This is a genomic window from Teretinema zuelzerae, assembly GCF_021021555.1.
Classification (GTDB): Bacteria; Spirochaetota; Spirochaetia; order Treponematales; family Treponemataceae; genus Teretinema; species Teretinema zuelzerae.
Genome location: NZ_JAINWA010000003.1, coordinates 1,737,712 through 1,756,519, shown reverse-complemented (window position 1 = coordinate 1,756,519; position 18,808 = coordinate 1,737,712). Strand labels below are relative to the sequence as shown.

Below are 18,808 nucleotides of genomic sequence, written 5' to 3'. Positions count from 1 at the left end.
TCCTCGGCAAGAATCGCGCCATGACGCCTCGCAGGTTAAGCAAATGTTAGAAGGACGCTTCGCGCAGAGGATATGGTGAGAAATAATGTGTGTATCTATATCTAAAACTTGCTATATAATTTGATCAAATCCGGCAATTAATAAAAACAATATTTGAAATTCTGTTTGTGGTTCATTAATCGACGTATACTATGAATATTCATATAAAGTTTTATTTTATAGATATGTAAAAAGTAAACAAACTAATAGTAATATATTATAAATATAAAATCGTGCTATTTGTACATGATAATATTGATCTGAAATATTGAATCACAAGCATATTTTTTTCTCAAATTTTGATAAATAAAAGAACTAGTAAAAAGAATTTAAGACAGGAGTCAAATATATGATAATAAATGTAACCGTCAATTTCAGAGCAACTTGACTAGTTCTTCGGAAGTAATCTTGTAGGGAAGCAGCTTCTCGATTTCTGCTTCAGTCCTGCACAGCGGCAATCGGTCAAAGATAAAACAAAAATAGAAATACGGATCATGACCGTTTGCTTTTGCCGTTTCAACCAGGCTGTAGATTCCAGCGCTCGCGTGCGCTCCACGGGGACTGCCCGAGAACAGCCAGTTCTTTCTGCCGATCACAAACGGACGTATGGCATTTTCAACCGCGTTCGTATCAGGCGTCAACAAGGGATGATCTATGTAGCGCGATGCCAGCGGAAACTCTGCCAAGGCGTACGATATCGCCATTCCGAGTTTGCTTTGCGGTGCAACGGTCAGTGCATTGCGGGACAACCACATGCGTAAGTCCGACAAATACGGTTCGGCCTTTCGTTTCCGCCGTGAAAGGAACGTTGACTCATCGATTGCTTTCTCGTCAAGCTGCTTCCGCAACTCTCGCTCGACTTCATAGAGATTCGCGATGAGCTTGATTGCCTCAGGGGCGTTACCGGTTTTCCCGGCAACCTCCCATGCTTCAACAAATTTCCGCCTGATATGCGCAAAGCATCCGACATGGACGAGGTCTGGTCGATACGACGGGTGCTTTTCATCATGAAACCGGGCATAGCCCTTGTACCCGTCGGTTTGCAGGAAATAACCCTTGAAACCCGAGAGCAAGGATTCCGCGAAGGTTCCTGCACGGGAGTGATGATATGAAAACCGGTGAATCGGTTTTCCGTCATGGAACCCGCGCTGCACCCACATATACGATTTCGATGTATTGTTCTTTCCGCTCTCGTCGAGAACCTGTACCGTTGTCTCATCCATGAGAAGAACTGGAGAGTTCATCAGATCGCGGTTCATGAGATCGATGAGAGGCCCGATTGCCCGCCCCACGGCGATTGCCTGATTCGAGAGCGTCGCGCGTGAGATTCCCAAACCATAGCGCTCAAGCACTTTCGACATTCGGTAGAATGGAATGGAATCGGCATACTTGGCCGTCATGAAGAACGCCGTCGTGCGGTTCGAGAAATCGCTTCCAGGAATGACCTTCACCGGAGGAGGAGCGATCAGGATCGGAGCAGTCTCTGATTCCTCAAACCTCTCGCACGCACATGGTCCGTACTTATGGCGAACATGAACGATCTTTACGAAATGCGCCGGAACAAGGTCATACTCGCTTGATCGTTCTTCGCCGATGACCGGCCGGTCTTTACCGCAGCACGGACAGGCGCGATCCGTACCTGCAAGCTCATGAATCTTTTCAACAACCGGCAACGGGATGTCTTTCGGTTTGCGTCCGCTTTTCTTTCTCTGGTGTTCGGCGACCTTGATCTCCTGGACAGGCGGCGCTTTCTCGTCAGCATGTGCTTCAGCTTCGTCGAACAAGAGGTACTGGGGATCCTTTTCGAAATGCTTCTTTTCAGAAGACTTTCCGAACAATTTCTGACGGATCAGGAAGTAGTTTTCTTTCCAGATTTGTATCTCATGATCTTTGTTCTGTATTGTAAGTTGAAGGCCATTAACGATTTCTTTAAGAGCCTCAATTTCTTTTTCAAGTTCCGTCATCGTTTTCGGCATGATAGAATTCTATCATGCCGGAATTTTGATGGCAAGAGAAATATTACCCGGCGATGGAACACTGCACTTCTTTGTGAGCTTTCCAGATATCGATACCGCGTAGCAACAATCGAATCTGGTTTCTTGTGATTTCTGTCAGATCCGATTCTCCCTGCGGCCAGGGAAAGCTGTCCTTTTCAAGACGTTTGAGCCACAGGCAAAAACCAGTCCGATCCCAATACAAGACTTTAATAACCTTCTTCGTCTTGCCGCAGAAAACATAATATGAGCCATCGAATGGTCCTGAAGAACGTTCTGCCTGAACAAGTGCTGATAATCCGTTAATCTGTTTCCTCATATCTGTGTACCCCAACTGGACAAATACCCGTGTGTCTTTCCTCAGAATCATATGATGTTCTCCTTTGGGAAAATTTCATATGAATTCTGAGTATTGTACTTATGGGGTGAATTTGACGGTTACTAATAAATGACAAAATAGAACAGAATAAAATTACCTTAATAATTATAACTATTTGTTTAATAATTCCGGAAATAATATTTATAAGTTTCTTTACAAATGATTTTTCATATATATTATTGAATTTATTCGGTTGCTTCTTAGCTGTTTTATATTCTTTTATTCTTAAAATTGTCATTATCAAATGTAAAAAGCATTCAGACAATTTTGGATTTGTAGTTAATTTATTATTAATTTTTTGGTTTTTGAATTTACTATTTTTCCCCTTATATGTTATTGGATTGTTAATATTCTTACTTAAGAAGATTGAAATTGTATCGCAACTTACAACTACACCAATATTGATATTTTTTCTAAATAAAGAATTTATTGGTGTAGATCTAAAAAATATATATAAGAATAACCAAGACTAGGAATTTGCTTCTAACAACTGGTTCGACCTGTCATTGCTATTGTCACACTTTGTGCTTTCGCGCTTCGCGCGGCACAAAGTGCGCCAATGTACGCAATGCAGGTCAACCATATGTTAGGTTGACGCCTTCGGCGCAGAGGAGAAAAGTATGAACACAAGTAAAGTTATTTCTCGGCGATCTAATCTTGTTTTGATTTCTGTTTTAATCACGATTATCATAATAATATTTTCAACAGTCAGTTTTCTATATGTAGTAAATGATATTCAAAAATTAACTAATTTTATTAATAGTATTGGTTCAATTAGAGGGGGAATTCAACGTGTTACCAAATTGTATTTATTGAATCAGGACATAAAAGAATCAGTAAAAATGATCGATGAAACAAATTTTATATTATCAGATTTTGTAAATTCGAAGACCGGAGTGTTTAACAGTAATGATAAAGTTGAAATTTCAAACCTACTGCAATCTTGGACAGAATATAAAGAGATTCTTAAGAATAATCAAAAAGATCGAATATTAAATAGTAGCGAGAATTTATGGAAGTTATCAAACATTGTGGTAAATAAAATTGAAATAAAAACTCATAACCACATTGCTTTACAGTATTTGTTTTTATTTCTATTATTTGCGATTGTATGTATTTTAGGACTTGTTAGCTTTTTTATCAAAAAAGTTGTTCAAGAAAACATTGAAAAAAAGGCTTCTCACGATCAATTAACAAACCTATTAAATAGAAATTATTTACATCAAATATATAATGTAAAACTATCAGATAGTTTAAGGAAATCAAGCTTTCTTGCTGTTTTAATGTGTGATATTGATCATTTTAAGTATGTCAATGATACTTTTGGACATGATGTTGGAGATAAGGTTTTAAAAAGAATAGCTGAAATAATGGTTGAAAATACTCGTGAGAATGATGCAATTTTTAGATATGGAGGCGAGGAGTTCTTAATACTTGTGTCGTTTACGGAAATACCACAATTAATTCAATATGCTGAGAGATTGCGTAGTCGTGTAGAAAGTACTGAAATTATAGAGCATAAAATAACGATTAGTGTTGGTGTATCATTAATCGATGATAAACAAGAACTAAAACAACATATACTTCGTGCTGACACAGCGCTGTATAAAGCAAAACAAGCGGGCCGCAATCGAGTAATTGTTAATGAATTAAACCTAACAACTGCTTCAACCTGATGCTTTCTTTGTCATGATTTGTGCTGTCGCTTCGCTCCTGACGCACAAATCACGCCAAGCCCTACGGGCACGAAACCACAGGTTAAGCAAATGTTAGAACGACGCCTTCGGCGCGACAAAATAAAATGAATATATTATCAAATAGAGAAATAGCCTTAGTCTTTTGGCTTTTATCTTTTATGATTTACGCGTTTACGATAAAAGATGTTCGTAAATCATTTGGTAAAGTTGTTAAAAATTTCTTCTCAAGGCAAATACAAGCATACATTATTATTTCAATAATCTATTTTGGAATAATTTTATATGGAGTAAATAAAATTTATCACTTAAATATTGGGTTGATAAAGGATTCAATATTATGGTTCTGTATTAGCGGATTGTATTTTACTCAAAAAATAATAACTAATAAAATTAAAGATTTTAGTATAGTATCTAGATTAAAAGATAATATTACCTTTTTAGTGTTTATTGAATTATTGGCAAACACTTATGTATTTCCTGTCATTATAGAAATAATCATTGTACCAATAAGTTTATTTGTATTCATATTTTATGATGTGGCTAAAAAACATAAAGATGCCGAATTGCTTATGCCAATAATTAATAAAATAAGAATGCTATTTACCATAGGATTGATTGCTTATTTACTTGTTTCGTTTATCAATAATCCAGATGAGATAGTAAATTATAATTCACTGGTTGGTTTATTATTACCTGTTGTTTATATAATATTGTATTTCCCAATGCAATATGTTCAAATTTTCTATACGAATTATGAAATTTTAACAGTTGTTATAAAATATGTATTTAGAAATATTAATAAACCTGAAATTGGGAAGTATTTATTAAAAAGAGTTAGAAGATTTGTTGGATTTAGTTTAGCACGTGTAGAGCAAATCAGAAGCTGTCGATATTATTTCTGGCATAATATTGATTCCTATGAAGAAGTTGATTTCTGTATAACTTGTAATAGACACCATATAGATAAAAGAATTTTGTTCTAACAACTGCTTCAACCTGATAATTCCTTTTGTCATGAAAATTGCAAGTCGTCGCTACGCTCCTTTGGTGCAATTTTCACGCCAATCCCTTCGGGCCGGAATTACAGGTTAAGCAAATGTTAGGTTGACACCGCTTTCGCGGCGCAACGAATGTGCTAAATATTGATTTAAACCATTGTGCTTGTTTTTGTTAATTCTTTAAGTCTGTTGAATTATGTATAAAGTAAATCTTTTAATTAACTCTTTATTGGACGCCATTAGTTAAGCAATTAATTGCGTTTCATCTACAACACAGAACTAGACTTTTCTGTTCTAAACAAACTAATTAAAATGAGTTTAATACCGTTGTTATAGCTAGTGAATTACGGTTAAAAAAATATGATAAAAGGATCCTGTTATAATGATTAAACCGAAATGTATAGTAATTACAGGACGACCAGGTTCTGGAAAAACTACGTTAACTGATAAACTATCAAAACACTTGTATATTCCTAAAGTTAGTCGTGATGAGCTCAAAGAAGGATATGTGAATACTTTTGGTATTAAACATGATCTTTTACCAAAAGATACTAATAGAATAGTAAATGATATTTTTAAGGATACAGTAATTCAGTTGCTTGAATCAAAAATATCTTTGATTATTGAAGCTGCTTTTGATCATAAAATTTGGGATTATTTTATACCCGATTTTATGAAAGTTGCAAATGTAATTATTATAATATGCGATATTGATGCAACCAAAAGTGCATTACGCCATTTGGAAAGAGGTTTGGCAAATCCAAAACGTGAATATTATCATGGTGATAAAAGAGTTTCTGTTTATAGAGAAACTGGTTATTTTGAGCCAGGTGAAAAATATGATCTTCCTGAATTTGATGTACCTACATTACTAGTTTCTACTGAAAAAGAGTATTGTCCAACAATTGAAGAAATAGAAACTTTTATTAATGAAGATAGTTGATAAAGAAGAAAAACCTAACAACTGCTTCAACCTGACTTATTTGCTTGTCACGGATTTTTGCACTTCGCTACGCTCGGCAAAAACCGCGCCAAACAAAACGCAGGTTAAGCAAATGTTCGACGGACGCTTCGCGCAGAGGAGAATAAAATGAATGACTTATCGGAAGATGCTGTTGTAATCTATGAAATGCTTCCTGATTCTGGAAGAATTGTAAATCAGACCGCATTAAATGCAACTGGTTGGGAAAAAGATAGACTAAAAAAAGCTAAACGTGAATTAAGAGATAAAGGTTATATTGAAATTATAGCTTCCTTTGGTGGGCCATTTGGAAAAATCACTCGTACTACTCCAGCATCTACAAGTAATGTAAATGTTTTAGCAGCAAATGAAGAAGAATTGTATATTCCGTTTAAGAAATATATTGAAGAAACTTTTTTGCCAGATGATTTCTTAAAAGGAAAAGATTTGTTTGATGTTATTGTTTCTGGAAATAAAAGACCAAAAGATATTGGAAAATGGGAAATACCAGATGCCATAAGTATATCTTTAAAAAAGTTTAAATATTTACCTGACTATATCATCAATACTATCTCTTATGAAATAAAACCAAAGAATACAGCTTTTGAGCTTTCTGGTATTTTTGAAGCTATTTCACATTCAAAATTTGGTAGTCAAACATATTATTGTTTTGAACAACTTGAAGATGAAGATTTTTATGATAATGATAAATACATAAGAATCGAACAAGAAGCAAAAGTACATGGAATTGGATTAATGCAAATTTGGTTTCTAGATGAAAACAAAACAGAATTAAATGGAAAAATAATACTCGAAGCTAAACAAATGAAATATGATCCGGCGACTCTAAGTACGTTTATTGACAAATTCTTCCCAGAAGAAACAAAAAATAGTTTAATTCAGAAAACAAGTTCTTGGTAAAGAAGAGACGTCGAACAACTGCTTCAACCTGACAATTCCTGTTGTCATGGTTTGTGCATGTCGCTACGCTCGGCACAAACCACGCCAAGCCCTTCGGGCCGGAATTGCAGGTTAAGCAAATGTTAGGACGACGCCTTCGGCGCGTAAAAGAAGGAAATCATTATAATGTTATGATTTAACAAAAATAGCATAAAATCGCTTTACTATACGTATATATTGCATTACTGTTATACGTATATGGAGGTGTTTTATGGAAACAAAGCTGACCTTAAAACTTGATCAATCAGTGATCCAATCTGTTAAAAAATACGCTCAAAATAATAATCGTAGTTTATCAAAACTTGTGGAGGATTATTTTAGAAATTTAATTTCTGAAAATGAACCCATAAAACATTTTAGCCCATTAGTTGAAGAATTAAGCGGTGTAATTTCTGAGAAAGATCTTAATAAGATCGACTATGTACAATATTTGGAACATAAATATGAATAAAAAAGTATTTATTGATTCTGATATTATTCTTGATTTGTTGTGTAAACGTGAACCTTTTTATGATTTTGCAGCTGAAGTTTTTACCCTGGGGGATACAAAACAAATTGAGTTAATAACTACATCCTTGGTTTTTGCAAATGTCTTCTATATATTAAGGAAACTTTTAGGAATAGAAAAAGCAAAGGAATTATTAAGAAAACTACGAATAATAATCGGAGTGATTTCTGTTGATGAAAAAATTGTTGATCTTGCATTAAACTCAAAATTTAGTGATTTTGAGGATGGGTTACAATACTTTACTGCAAGAGAGAACGAGATTAAGATTATTCTTACACGAAATGGAAAAGACTATAAGGAAAAGGATCTCGTTATACAAACACCAGCCGAATACTTAAAAATGATTAAAAAAAGATAATAGGAATTTTCCTAACAACTGCTTCAACCTGACTTATTTGCTTGTCACGGATTTTTGCACTTCGCTACGCTCGGCAAAAACCGCGCCAAACAAAACGCAGGTTAAGCAAATGTTAGTCGGACGCCTACGGCGCCGAGGAAAGAAATTAAAGGAATTTATGTTAACGATAAAAACAGCTGATTCTACTGAAATAAATACATTACTTTCTATCTATATTGAGAAAGTAAAATGGTTGCGATCAATGAATAAACCATTATGGGATGAATCTCAATTTACTCTTGAGGCATTGAATAAAAAATATGAGAATCCCGTTTTTTATGTAGGAATAATTAATAATGAAATTATTGGTGGTTTCATTTTAGTTGAGTATGATCGGTTGTATTGGCCAGAAGTAACTGATAATTCAACATATTTTTTTCACAAATTTGTTATCAGTAATAAGTATTGTGGTAAGAATTACTCTGATAGAATACTTAAGTGGGTAAAAGAATATGGACGAGAAATGAATAAAAAATACATACGATTAGATTATGATGGAAACAGAAAACCTATTACCGAGATGTATACACGAAACGGATTTAATCCAGTTGATACAATAAGCAATCAACATGTATCAAAATTAATTAAAGCAGAATATTTAATAACCGGTAATAATTGAGTATTTATTTAACTTTTTTGATTGATGAGTTTAATTGATAATCATAATAAAAGGAAGTTACAATGAAATCATTTTTAATGAGTATAGCTGTCGTTATTCCTGTGTATGTAATATATATTTATTACTTGCGACAACGAATTGTTAAATATGTAAAAAAGAACTATCAAAATATCACAGGATTAAGTGTTTGTTGGTCATTGTTTGGTCCAGTTGGTCCAGGATCTGGGACAAAATATTATGTGCGGTTATCAATAAATAATGATCAATATATCACTTTCTATGCAATGACAAGTTTATTTGGTGGTGTGTTTATATCAAGAGAAAGCGACTAACAACGGTTTCAACCTGACTTATTTGCTTGTCACGGATTTTTGCACTTCGCTGCGCTCGGCAAAAACCGCGCCAAACAAAACGCAGGTTAAACCAATGTTAGTTCGACCAATCTACACTTATTAATAGAAGAAAAAGAAATAGATTTGGAAGAAGATTGTGTATAACTGAAGTAAACTGTCGCTGAAAATAAACTTAAGAAAAAGTTCAACAGATGATAACACTCTAAAAAACGGTTATACAGTTTGCACCTAGTTTATTACTTAAAGTGTCATCGTGATTAAAACTTTTTCTTTCGTTGATGAAGTTGACTTCATACCACTTGTGCTAAAACTTGCAGGAACTGATGTTAGAAAACGATATGCAGAAGAGTTGCCTCAGTCTTCACATTATAACAAGTCATAAGGATTCAGCCTTCGGGTTTTTAATGGTACTGCAAATCGTTTTCTAACATTGATGTAGTTGGTTATAAACTGAATTGTTTAACAGTTGGCGATCTAACAACTGCTTCAACCTGACTTATTTGCTTGTCACGGATTTTTGCTCTTCGCTACGCTCGGCAAAAACCGCGCCAAACAAAACGCAGGTTAAGCAAATGTTATCCCCACGCCTTCGGCGGGCGAGGATGGAAGAACTAAAAACGCTTATAAATCTCGAAATATATTTTGGAATACGGTGCAAGTTCTCGCGATAAATGCTGAAGATCCATTAAAAATAAAACAGCAAAACAGTGTTCCGTTTTTACTATCAAGAATTTAAGGTGACTGTAGGACGTTGCTTTTCAATTGATTTTTAACATCTTGAATTGATAAGATCCTGGATATAAGGTTTTTAGATTACTGTGGTTATTCAGCAGTAAAATGAGAATCCTGCACAATAGTTTTCGATAAATAACCTTACAGTGGCTTATACGAAGCAAATCAAAATAAAAAACTGATTCAGTTGCTGGTTATCATTCCATAGTCCTATACAATAGGATCTTGATGTTTTGCAGAAACGAATCAAGGTAATTGGACTGGATTTGGTCTTATATAATAGAAGAAAATGGAAAGAAAAGAAAAATGTTTTGTATGAAACTGCTGTAGAGTAAAAAACAAAACGGAGCTTTCTGTAGAAAATATTTTTGTTGCGTAATAAAATTTAAGACGTTGGTAACGTTTGTAAAAGTAAAAAGATTAGTACACAAATTAGTTGAAAACGAAGCTACAGCAGAACTGAAACCAAAAATTGGATAACAACTATTTCAACCTGACATTGCTATTGTCACACTTTTTGCTAGTCGCTTCGCTCGGCAAAAAGTGCGCCAATGTACGCAATGCAGGTTAAATAAATGTTAGCAGGACGCCTTCGGCGCGCGAGGATTAATTATCAAATAAACTATTTGCTAGTTCTTTTTTCTTTCGAACAGATTCAGGAGTCCATAATCCAAGCTTTGCTCTTGTTTTTAAATCCTTTTCAGTAAATAGACAATTCAATTTAGCACGTATATTTTGTAAGTACTCTTTCTCTTCATCAAGTACAGAGAATCGATTAATAATATCTTCAAGAGGTCCTATTTCTGTTCCAACCCATGAACGATTTTTAAGTTCAGCAACAATATAAGTTGTTCCTGATCCACCAAAAGGATCAAAAATTATATCACCTTCATTGCTTGACATCTCAATAATTCGATCCAGCAATTTCAATGATAGTTCGTTTGCACCTTTTCGTTTTTTATACTTTGAATGGCGTACGGGTGGGATGTCATACCAAACATCTGAAAGATTAACACCAAGTGGATTCATTTTATCTTTATATCCACCATAATCCCGCAAATCCGTTTGACAGTTCGGGCATATTTCCATTGGTAATCTATCTGGGTGAAATGTATTAGCTTTAGCGCCTTTTATATAATACAACAATGAATAATGTGAAGGATAAAGTCTTCCTGGTATTGGTAATGAGTATTTTACATCAACACTAATCCAATGTTTAAAGGTTAAGTGAGAATTTAATAAAGGAGTTAGATAAGTATTCCAGCGTGGTAAATTCCAAATAAAAAAAGATCCACCAGGTTTTAGAACTCGAATACACTCATAAACCCATTCCTCTTGCCACGCTATGTATTCTTCCTCTTTTAATGAATCATTCATCTTTGATGGATAAAGCTTATTAAGGTTAAATGGAGGATCTGCAAAGATTACATCAAATGAATTATCTTCGATTGTTTTTAAAAAGCTAATACAATCTTGTTTATAGAGCTTTCCTAGTTTTGTTTGAAAACTAGGTGTAGGGCATCCTTTATTAAGAACAAAAGGTTGGTAAGGGAATAGTTTTTTTAAGCATTCTGTTTCTGATGATAAAACATCGAGTATTGAATTATCAAGAAAACCAAGTCGTAGTTTAAGATAATTTGGTGAGATTTGGAAAAAATCACAGATTTTTTCCAAATCTCTTCCAATCGGTATCTTTTTTGAGTCATTATAGTATTTCAATGTTTCTTTTGAAATTCCAGTTGCATTTACAACAGAGAGTAGGTTTTTATTGTTAATTCCAAGGGTTTTAAAAAGTGTATTTGTTGTTATCATTGGAACTCCAAAAATATCATACTTAATATGATTATAACATACTTAGTATATTCGGACTATAGTCCGTGGACTGATAGTAACATCGATTTTACCCTACTATATGAGGGAAAAATTGAGTAATGAGTTACTTTTCGGTAAAATAGTTAGGCAATTAAGAAATCAAAAAGGTCTGTCTCAAGAACAACTAGCAGATTTATGTGAACTCGACAGAACTTACATATCCTTAATTGAACGAGGTTTACGGCAACCAACATTAAAAACCATTTTCCGAATAGCTAATTCACTTCAAATCACTCCCTCTGAGCTAATTCATCACGTAGAGGGAGATTGGAATGAAAACATTAAGAACTGAATTCCTTATTAAAAAAGGGGACTTTATTGACTCTCCTGCATATGAGCTGATTTTTTCAACAATTTATAAAGCTATTGATTCTGTGAAATGGCCAGATGGCGCTGATACATTTACAATATTTCCTGGAAAAAATGCTAATGGTGTAAAGCCAATAAAAGAGCGATGTGTATCATATTTGAAAAATAGAGATTGGGAACTTGAGAAAAAAATGGATCTTGGATCTAGAATATCTCCTGGTCCAGTTGATGCTGTTCTATCGGTTGATCATTATGGTGATTTTGCATTTGAATGGGAAACTGGGAATATTTCTTCAAGTCACAGAGCATTAAATAAGATGGCCTTAGGACTTATTACAAAATCACTTATTGGTGGAGTGCTTGTCGTTCCTTCCAGAGATTTATATTTTCATTTAACAGATCGTATTGGAAATTTTGCAGAAATTGAACCATATTTCCCTATTTGGAAAAGTCTTCCTGTTGAAGGTGTTCTAGCCGTAATTGAAGTTGAATATGATTCGATATCTGAGTCTGTACCGCAAATTTATAAGGGTACAGATGGGCGAGCATTAGTCTAAAAAAAATCTGCTAACAACTGCTTCAACCTGACTCGGCTATGTCACGATTCTTGCTTGTCGGCGCTTTGCGCCTCGGCAAGAATCGCGCCATTACGCCTCGCAGGTTAAGCAAATGTTAGGACGACGCCTTCGGCGCGTAAAAGAAGGAAATCATTATAATGTTATGATTTAACAAAAATAGCATAAAATCGCTTTACTATACGTATATATTGCATTACTGTTATACGTATATGGAGGTGTTTTATGGAAACAAAGCTGACCTTAAAACTTGATCAATCAGTGATCCAATCTGTTAAAAAATACGCTCAAACTAATAATCGTAGTTTATCAAAACTTGTGGAGGATTATTTTAGAAATTTAATTTCTGAAAATGAACCCATAAAACATTTTAGCCCATTAGTTGAAGAATTAAGCGGTGTAATTTCTGAGAAAGATCTTAATAAGATCGACTATGTACAATATTTGGAACATAAATATGAATAAAAAAGTATTTATTGATTCTGATATTATTCTTGATTTGTTGTGTAAACGTGAACCTTTTTATGATTTTGCAGCTGAAGTTTTTACCCTGGGGGATACAAAACAAATTGAGTTAATAACTACATCCTTGGTTTTTGCAAATGTCTTCTATATATTAAGGAAACTTTTAGGAATAGAAAAAGCAAAGGAATTATTAAGAAAACTACGAATAATAATCGGAGTGATTTCTGTTGATGAAAAAATTGTTGATCTTGCATTAAACTCAAAATTTAGTGATTTTGAGGATGGGTTACAATACTTTACTGCAAGAGAGAACGAGATTAAGATTATTCTTACACGAAATGGAAAAGACTATAAGGAAAAGGATCTCGTTATACAAACACCAGCCGAATACTTAAAAATGATTAAAAAAAGATAATAGGAATTTTCCTAACAACTGCTTCAACCTGACTTATTTGCTTGTCACGGATTTTTGCACTTCGCTACGCTCGGCAAAAACCGCGCCAAACAAAACGCAGGTTAAGCAAATGTTGGATGGACGCCTTCGGCGCGCGAGGAATTAAAGAACATGATTATAAATGATTTAGTATGTACTGGAATTACAAAAGGTATGTCGATTGAGTTTCATTCGTCAATGAGATCAATAAATGAAACTAGCTGTACTCCCGAAAGTATTATTACTGATTTAAAAAGTATGATAACAGCTGAGGGCAATATAATTATGCCTGCTTTTCCATTATCAAAATGCTTGCCCTTAACTGAGCATGATGTATCATTAGAAATTGTTACTAAAAATAAATGGTTGGATGAAAACCATAATGAAAGAACCGATATGGGAATTATTGCTGACATTTTTTGTAGAATGCCAGGAACAGTGATAGGAACTGGACAACACAGAATGGCAGCATGGGGTAAAAATGCCAATCAATATGTAAATGATTTAATGGATTTTGTAAATGATAATGGTTATGGATTATTAGTTGGTGTTGATATTAGAAAATTAACCGCGATGCATTATGTGGAAAATAATATTCCAGAGGATGTTTGGCCAAAACTATTTATGCCAATGAATGAAGAAATTCATAAAATATATAATCAGAATGATTATTTCATCTCAACAGAAATGCTGCCAAAATATCATAAAGGTTGGTTAAAAGTACAAAAAATTGCAGAAGATAAAGGATTGATAACTCGAAGTAAAATTGGTAATGCGGATAGTATGTTTTTCAGAGTTAAAGATGTGATAGCTATTTATGAAAATGAACTGAAACATAATATTAGTGAGTTATTTGATATTGATCTGTGAGGATCATCCAACAACTAGTTCAACCTGACATTGCTATTGTCACACTTTTTGCAGTCGCTTCGCTCGGCAAAAAGTGCGCCAATGACGCAATGCAGGTTAACTAAATGTTAGGTTCACGCCTTCGGCGGGCGAGGAAATAAACTAGAAATGAATATACTTATTACTGGAGCAACGGGTAATATAGGCTTAGAAGTTGTTAACCAATTCAAAGCGAATCGGACTATTGGTAATATAATTGCTGGAGTTCGAGATATTGAAAAAACTAAAAAAAACTACCCTGAACTTAATGACATTGAGTTAAGAAAATTTGATTTCTATGATATTAGTACATTTGATAGTGCTCTTGATAATATTGATATTATGTTTCTATTGCGACCACCGCAAATATCAAATATTAAAAAATATATTGCACCATTAATTACTAGAATAGCAGAAATTGGAAATATCAAAATAATCCTATTATCTGTACAAGGAGCAGAAACGTCTACAATTATTCCGCATAGGAAAATTGAGTTATTAATAATAAAAAATAAAATTGACTATATATTCCTTCGTCCAAGTTATTTTATGCAAAACTTGACAACAACGTTATATCCTGAAATTCAACATAGCAAATTAATAACATTACCTTCAGGGACTGCGAAGTTTAATTGGATTGATATTAGTGATATATCGAGAATTGTACTTGAATGTGCTTCAAATTTTAATAAGTATCAGAATAAGGCGTTAACAATTTCTGGATCACAAAACTTAAACTTTCCGGAAGTTGTAAAATTAATTAATCTAATAACCAATGGTGAAATAAAATATAGATCAGTAAATCCATTGAAATATTTCATAGCGAAGAAAAAAGAGAAATACGAAATAGGAATGATATTTGTAATGTTTGTTTTGCATTTTCTACCAAGAGTACAGCCTGAACCTGAAATCGTGAATACATTTTATGATATTTTTAATGAAAACCCAAAAAAAATTGAAGAGTTTATTCGAATGAATATAAAGAAATTCACCTAACAACTGCTTCAACCTGATATTTTCTTTGTCACATTTTGTGCTGTCGCTACGCTCCTGGCGCACAAAATGCGCCAAGCCCTGCGGGCACGAAAATACAGGTTAAGCAAATGTTAGTTCGACCAATCTACACTTATTAATAGAAGAAAAAGAAATAGATTTGGAAGAAGATTGTGTATAACTGAAGTAAACTGTCGCTGAAAATAGACTTAAGAAAAAGTTCAACAGATGATAACACTCTAAAAAACGGTTATACAGTTTGCACCTAGTTTATTACTTAAAGTGTCATCGTGATTAAAACTTTTTCTTTCGTTGATGAAGTTGACTTCATACCACTTGTGCTAAAACTTGCAGGAACTGATGTTAGAAAACGATATGCAGAAGAGTTGCCTCAGTCTTCACATTATAACAAGTCATAAGGATTCAGCCTTCGGGTTTTTAATGGTACTGCAAATCGTTTTCTAACATTGATGTAGTTGGTTATAAACTGAATTGTTTAACAGTTGGCGATCTAACAACTGCTTCAACCTGACTTATTTGCTTGTCACGGATTTTTGCTCTTCGCTACGCTCGGCAAAAACCGCGCCAAACAAAACGCAGGTTAAGCAAATGTTCTACGGACGCTGCGCGCGCGGAAAGAAAATTTACATTCCAGTATTAAATATATATATTACAAAGAAATAATAATCATTCTCTTTCTGTTGCTATGTATAATAATATGTATTATAATATAAGCAGGAGGACGAATATGTTAGTAGAAACAGATCGAATAATGCCAATTACAAAGTTACAGAAAGAACTTACTCAAACTATAAGAGAATTATCTGAAACTGGTGAAGCTGTATACATACTAAAGAATAATAATATGGAAGCAGTAATGGTTCCCTTTTCAGAATATGAATACTTAACAAACCTGGAAGAAATGTTTGAGTATTACGAAATCAATAATATGATTAATACGAGAATAAAGAATTATGATGTTAATAACTCAATAGAATGGGAAAAAATCAAGGAATAAAAAATGATGTATAAAATTGTTTTTATTCCTGAGGCTGCAAAGGACTATAAAGAACTAGATGGAAGTGTAAAAAAAAGTATAGAAACTAAAATTGAGGAATTAAAAAAAAATCCATTTCTTGGTGAAAAGCTTGGGCATAAGTTTAATATTGATTTGACTGGTTTCTATAAAATATATGTCCATGGTAAAAAGTTCAGAATTGTTTATCGCATGATAACACCAGAAAAAATAGAAGTTATAGAAATTTGGGGAATTGGAAAAAGAGAAAAAGAAGAAATTTATAGGACAATTGGAAAACGATTAAAAGAAGATTTGAATAAACGTAAATAAGAGAAGACGTAGAACAACTGCTTCAACCTGACAATTCCTTTTGTCACACTTTTTGCTTTCGCTTCGCGGCAAAAAGTGCGCCAATCCCTACGGGCCGGAATTGCAGGTTAAGCAAATGTTCTACGGACGCTGCGCGCGCGGAAAGAAAATTTACATTCCAGTATTAAATATATATATTACAAAGAAATAATAATCATTCTCTTTCTGTTGCTATGTATAATAATATGTATTATAATATAAGCAGGAGGACGAATATGTTAGTAGAAACAGATCGAATAATGCCAATTACAAAGTTACAGAAAGAACTTACTCAAACTATAAGAGAATTATCTGAAACTGGTGAAGCTGTATACATACTAAAGAATAATAATATGGAAGCAGTAATGGTTCCCTTTTCAGAATATGAATACTTAACAAACCTGGAAGAAATGTTTGAGTATTACGAAATCAATAATATGATTAATACGAGAATAAAGAATTATGATGTTAATAACTCAATAGAATGGGAAAAAATCAAGGAATAAAAAATGATGTATAAAATTGTTTTTATTCCTGAGGCTGCAAAGGACTATAAAGAACTAGATGGAAGTGTAAAAAAAAGTATAGAAACTAAAATTGAGGAATTAAAAAAAAATCCATTTCTTGGTGAAAAGCTTGGGCATAAGTTTAATATTGATTTGACTGGTTTCTATAAAATATATGTCCATGGTAAAAAGTTCAGAATTGTTTATCGCATGATAACACCAGAAAAAATAGAAGTTATAGAAATTTGGGGAATTGGAAAAAGAGAAAAAGAAGAAATTTATAGGACAATTGGAAAACGATTAAAAGAAGATTTGAATAAACGTAAATAAGAGAAGACGTAGAACAACTGCTTCAACCTGACAATTCCTTTTGTCACACTTTTTGCTTTCGCTTCGCGGCAAAAAGTGCGCCAATCCCTACGGGCCGGAATTGCAGGTTAAGCAAATGTTAGTCGGACGCCTACGGCGCCGAGGAAAAGAAAGAATATGTTAGGCAGGAAAAGGAATTTGTGCATACAAGCTATGCATGAAGAACCGTATACTCGAGCAGATATGCTCTGTTGCGCTTAAAAGATCCTTTAAGCTTGATGCGAAACAAAAACGCTCTCTTCAGAATATGAGGGAGTGTAAAACAACCCGGTATGGCGGCCGAGTTGTGCAATGCACAAAATGTGGAACAATCGCAACTGTATATAATTCCTGTAACCAACGTGGTTGTCCTATCTGTTATAAAGCGAACCAGAAAAGATGGGAGGATAAGGTATTAACATCTGTATTAAATGTTAATCACTTTCATTTAGTCATATCAATTCCACAGGTTTTCACTGGCGTGTGGCTCAGAAATAAGAAAGATTTCATGAACGCTTTTTTCGAATGTGTAAAGCGTGCAATAAATAACATATCGAAATATTATGGAATAACCCCTGGATGTATAGCGGTATTTCAAACACATGGAAAGGGGATGTCTTATAAACCGCATATACATTGCGTGTTATCTGATGGTGGACTGACTGGTAACGGTGACTGGATGCCGTTAGGAACGATATCATATACGCGAATTACTGATGTGATAAAAGAATATCTTGTTAAAGAATTACAGAGAAAACATATACAAGATATTCCTGAACAGAAGGATATTAATGATCGCGAATGGAATGTATACGCAACATATTATCAGGGAAATGTACAAAAGATAATAGGATATTTAGCACACGCCGCTAAGGGTGTAGTGATAAACCTTAATCAAGAATTGGTGGAAAACGAAGAGAAAGGAACATTTAGTTATATTGAACGTCATGCAGGGAAAGAGACGCGAATTGAGTTGGATAAGGAACTGTTTGTATCTCGATACATGAATCACATACCTGTCCCTCATACTGTAACAGTACGGAATTATGGATTATACTCAAACCAATACAGCGATAAGTTAGAAAAACTGCAGAAAATATTTCCGATGGAAATAGAGATGGAAGAAGCGGAATGTGTAGATCATTGTCCTATATGTCATGCGGCAATGGAAATCATTATGACCTTGGAACCGTATGAAGAAGTTCCTGCACATGAAATATTGTGTAAGATAAAGCTTCCTGAAACGTAAAGAGAATGGGTGTAAGAGTATAGCGACTCCAAGATAGTAAAAGACCTGGTAAAGATATGTCCAAAAAAGAGAAATGAAAGAAATAAATGTGAAAGAGATATAATAAAAAAAGAAACTAGTACAAAAGATGATGAGTATAAGTATTAAAAGCAGCAAATAATAGAAAG

At 33.9% G+C, this 18,808-nt stretch carries 22 protein-coding genes; 19 read left to right on the top strand and 3 right to left on the bottom strand.

Translation table 11 applies throughout. The annotated features are described in order from the left end of the window. Positions 1-413 precede the first annotated feature (413 nt). Together tnpC and tnpB are read right to left on the bottom strand one after the other, a co-directional pair. Positions 414-2,015 (bottom strand): IS66 family transposase, encoded by a 1,602-nt coding sequence (gene tnpC, locus K7J14_RS14875; RefSeq protein ID WP_230758059.1) that lies wholly within the window; start codon positions 2,013-2,015, stop codon positions 414-416. Positions 2,016-2,058: 43 nt separating this feature from the next. Next, positions 2,059-2,403, bottom strand: a complete 345-nt coding sequence (tnpB, locus tag K7J14_RS14870) for an IS66 family insertion sequence element accessory protein TnpB (RefSeq protein WP_230758062.1) — start codon at positions 2,401-2,403, stop codon at positions 2,059-2,061. A gap of 629 nt (positions 2,404-3,032) precedes the next feature. Between tnpB and K7J14_RS14865 the strand changes: the two genes are divergently transcribed. From K7J14_RS14865 to K7J14_RS14830, 8 genes are all read left to right on the top strand, one after another. Next, complete coding sequence (locus tag K7J14_RS14865) at positions 3,033-4,088, top strand: GGDEF domain-containing protein (RefSeq protein ID WP_230758209.1); 1,056 nt, start codon at positions 3,033-3,035, stop codon at positions 4,086-4,088. Positions 4,089-4,213: 125 nt separating this feature from the next. Next, a complete protein-coding gene (locus K7J14_RS14860) occupies positions 4,214-5,092 on the top strand; it encodes a hypothetical protein (protein WP_230758204.1) in 879 nt (292 codons plus the stop codon). A gap of 397 nt (positions 5,093-5,489) precedes the next feature. Then, positions 5,490-6,050 carry an AAA family ATPase gene (locus K7J14_RS14855; RefSeq protein WP_230758191.1) on the top strand — a complete coding sequence of 187 codons (561 nt, stop codon included), beginning with the start codon at positions 5,490-5,492 and terminating at the stop codon, positions 6,048-6,050. A 147-nt stretch (positions 6,051-6,197) separates the two neighbouring features. Beyond that, entirely contained in the window at positions 6,198-6,989 is a 792-nt protein-coding gene (locus K7J14_RS14850) for a hypothetical protein (protein ID WP_230758188.1), read from the top strand. Positions 6,990-7,239: 250 nt separating this feature from the next. Then, positions 7,240-7,479: a DUF6364 family protein gene (locus K7J14_RS14845; RefSeq protein WP_230758186.1), complete on the top strand. Its 240-nt coding sequence runs from the start codon at positions 7,240-7,242 to the stop codon at positions 7,477-7,479. Beyond that, the gene (locus K7J14_RS14840; RefSeq protein ID WP_230758162.1) at positions 7,472-7,894 is read left to right on the top strand and encodes a type II toxin-antitoxin system VapC family toxin; all 423 of its coding nucleotides are present in this window, start codon (positions 7,472-7,474) and stop codon (positions 7,892-7,894) included. Before K7J14_RS14845 ends, K7J14_RS14840 begins: the two co-directional genes overlap by 8 nt. A 109-nt stretch (positions 7,895-8,003) precedes the next feature. Beyond that, positions 8,004-8,552, top strand: coding sequence for a GNAT family N-acetyltransferase (locus tag K7J14_RS14835; protein WP_230758184.1), 549 nt, complete (start codon positions 8,004-8,006; stop codon positions 8,550-8,552). 62 nt (positions 8,553-8,614) lie between these two features. After that, positions 8,615-8,884: a hypothetical protein gene (locus tag K7J14_RS14830; protein WP_230758107.1), complete on the top strand. Its 270-nt coding sequence runs from the start codon at positions 8,615-8,617 to the stop codon at positions 8,882-8,884. Positions 8,885-10,243: 1,359 nt separating this feature from the next. Here the strand turns inward: K7J14_RS14830 and K7J14_RS14825 are convergent. Then, the gene (locus tag K7J14_RS14825) at positions 10,244-11,449 is read right to left on the bottom strand and encodes a DNA-methyltransferase (RefSeq protein ID WP_230758179.1); all 1,206 of its coding nucleotides are present in this window, start codon (positions 11,447-11,449) and stop codon (positions 10,244-10,246) included. Between the two features lie 100 nt (positions 11,450-11,549). Between K7J14_RS14825 and K7J14_RS14820 the strand changes: the two genes are divergently transcribed. The 11 genes from K7J14_RS14820 (at position 11,550) to K7J14_RS14770 (ending at position 18,641) form a co-directional block, all read left to right on the top strand. After that, positions 11,550-11,801 (top strand): helix-turn-helix domain-containing protein, encoded by a 252-nt coding sequence (locus tag K7J14_RS14820; protein WP_230758177.1) that lies wholly within the window; start codon positions 11,550-11,552, stop codon positions 11,799-11,801. Further along, the gene (locus K7J14_RS14815) at positions 11,782-12,375 is read left to right on the top strand and encodes a PDDEXK family nuclease (RefSeq protein WP_230758174.1); all 594 of its coding nucleotides are present in this window, start codon (positions 11,782-11,784) and stop codon (positions 12,373-12,375) included. Before K7J14_RS14820 ends, K7J14_RS14815 begins: the two co-directional genes overlap by 20 nt. A gap of 243 nt (positions 12,376-12,618) precedes the next feature. Further along, a complete protein-coding gene (locus K7J14_RS14810) occupies positions 12,619-12,858 on the top strand; it encodes a DUF6364 family protein (protein WP_230758168.1) in 240 nt (79 codons plus the stop codon). Next, positions 12,851-13,273, top strand: a complete 423-nt coding sequence (locus K7J14_RS14805; protein ID WP_230758162.1) for a type II toxin-antitoxin system VapC family toxin — start codon at positions 12,851-12,853, stop codon at positions 13,271-13,273. Before K7J14_RS14810 ends, K7J14_RS14805 begins: the two co-directional genes overlap by 8 nt. 150 nt (positions 13,274-13,423) lie before the next feature. Beyond that, positions 13,424-14,161 carry an AAC(3) family N-acetyltransferase gene (locus K7J14_RS14800; protein ID WP_230758159.1) on the top strand — a complete coding sequence of 246 codons (738 nt, stop codon included), beginning with the start codon at positions 13,424-13,426 and terminating at the stop codon, positions 14,159-14,161. Positions 14,162-14,308: 147 nt separating this feature from the next. Then, positions 14,309-15,175, top strand: coding sequence for an NmrA family NAD(P)-binding protein (locus tag K7J14_RS14795; RefSeq protein WP_230758157.1), 867 nt, complete (start codon positions 14,309-14,311; stop codon positions 15,173-15,175). 745 nt (positions 15,176-15,920) lie between these two features. Continuing rightward, the gene (locus K7J14_RS14790; RefSeq protein WP_230758151.1) at positions 15,921-16,190 is read left to right on the top strand and encodes a type II toxin-antitoxin system Phd/YefM family antitoxin; all 270 of its coding nucleotides are present in this window, start codon (positions 15,921-15,923) and stop codon (positions 16,188-16,190) included. Between the two features lie 3 nt (positions 16,191-16,193). Then, positions 16,194-16,520, top strand: coding sequence for a type II toxin-antitoxin system RelE family toxin (locus tag K7J14_RS14785; protein WP_230758145.1), 327 nt, complete (start codon positions 16,194-16,196; stop codon positions 16,518-16,520). A gap of 254 nt (positions 16,521-16,774) precedes the next feature. After that, positions 16,775-17,044 (top strand): type II toxin-antitoxin system Phd/YefM family antitoxin, encoded by a 270-nt coding sequence (locus K7J14_RS14780; protein ID WP_230758151.1) that lies wholly within the window; start codon positions 16,775-16,777, stop codon positions 17,042-17,044. Positions 17,045-17,047: 3 nt separating this feature from the next. Further along, the gene (locus K7J14_RS14775) at positions 17,048-17,374 is read left to right on the top strand and encodes a type II toxin-antitoxin system RelE family toxin (RefSeq protein WP_230758145.1); all 327 of its coding nucleotides are present in this window, start codon (positions 17,048-17,050) and stop codon (positions 17,372-17,374) included. Positions 17,375-17,570: 196 nt separating this feature from the next. Further along, positions 17,571-18,641 carry an IS91 family transposase gene (locus tag K7J14_RS14770; protein WP_456243442.1) on the top strand — a complete coding sequence of 357 codons (1,071 nt, stop codon included), beginning with the start codon at positions 17,571-17,573 and terminating at the stop codon, positions 18,639-18,641. The last annotated feature ends 167 nt before the right edge of the window (positions 18,642-18,808 follow it).

Coding starts and splice junctions, on each gene's coding strand:
- tnpC (WP_230758059.1), bottom strand. CDS start 2,015: ATGCCGAAAACGATGACGGAACTTGAAAAAGAAATTGAGGCTCTTAAA.
- tnpB (WP_230758062.1), bottom strand. CDS start 2,403: ATGATTCTGAGGAAAGACACACGGGTATTTGTCCAGTTGGGGTACACA.
- K7J14_RS14865 (WP_230758209.1), top strand. CDS start 3,033: ATGAACACAAGTAAAGTTATTTCTCGGCGATCTAATCTTGTTTTGATT.
- K7J14_RS14860 (WP_230758204.1), top strand. CDS start 4,214: ATGAATATATTATCAAATAGAGAAATAGCCTTAGTCTTTTGGCTTTTA.
- K7J14_RS14855 (WP_230758191.1), top strand. CDS start 5,490: ATGATTAAACCGAAATGTATAGTAATTACAGGACGACCAGGTTCTGGA.
- K7J14_RS14850 (WP_230758188.1), top strand. CDS start 6,198: ATGAATGACTTATCGGAAGATGCTGTTGTAATCTATGAAATGCTTCCT.
- K7J14_RS14845 (WP_230758186.1), top strand. CDS start 7,240: ATGGAAACAAAGCTGACCTTAAAACTTGATCAATCAGTGATCCAATCT.
- K7J14_RS14840 (WP_230758162.1), top strand. CDS start 7,472: ATGAATAAAAAAGTATTTATTGATTCTGATATTATTCTTGATTTGTTG.
- K7J14_RS14835 (WP_230758184.1), top strand. CDS start 8,004: ATGTTAGTCGGACGCCTACGGCGCCGAGGAAAGAAATTAAAGGAATTT.
- K7J14_RS14830 (WP_230758107.1), top strand. CDS start 8,615: ATGAAATCATTTTTAATGAGTATAGCTGTCGTTATTCCTGTGTATGTA.
- K7J14_RS14825 (WP_230758179.1), bottom strand. CDS start 11,449: ATGATAACAACAAATACACTTTTTAAAACCCTTGGAATTAACAATAAA.
- K7J14_RS14820 (WP_230758177.1), top strand. CDS start 11,550: ATGAGGGAAAAATTGAGTAATGAGTTACTTTTCGGTAAAATAGTTAGG.
- K7J14_RS14815 (WP_230758174.1), top strand. CDS start 11,782: ATGAAAACATTAAGAACTGAATTCCTTATTAAAAAAGGGGACTTTATT.
- K7J14_RS14810 (WP_230758168.1), top strand. CDS start 12,619: ATGGAAACAAAGCTGACCTTAAAACTTGATCAATCAGTGATCCAATCT.
- K7J14_RS14805 (WP_230758162.1), top strand. CDS start 12,851: ATGAATAAAAAAGTATTTATTGATTCTGATATTATTCTTGATTTGTTG.
- K7J14_RS14800 (WP_230758159.1), top strand. CDS start 13,424: ATGATTATAAATGATTTAGTATGTACTGGAATTACAAAAGGTATGTCG.
- K7J14_RS14795 (WP_230758157.1), top strand. CDS start 14,309: ATGAATATACTTATTACTGGAGCAACGGGTAATATAGGCTTAGAAGTT.
- K7J14_RS14790 (WP_230758151.1), top strand. CDS start 15,921: ATGTTAGTAGAAACAGATCGAATAATGCCAATTACAAAGTTACAGAAA.
- K7J14_RS14785 (WP_230758145.1), top strand. CDS start 16,194: ATGATGTATAAAATTGTTTTTATTCCTGAGGCTGCAAAGGACTATAAA.
- K7J14_RS14780 (WP_230758151.1), top strand. CDS start 16,775: ATGTTAGTAGAAACAGATCGAATAATGCCAATTACAAAGTTACAGAAA.
- K7J14_RS14775 (WP_230758145.1), top strand. CDS start 17,048: ATGATGTATAAAATTGTTTTTATTCCTGAGGCTGCAAAGGACTATAAA.
- K7J14_RS14770 (WP_456243442.1), top strand. CDS start 17,571: ATGAAGAACCGTATACTCGAGCAGATATGCTCTGTTGCGCTTAAAAGA.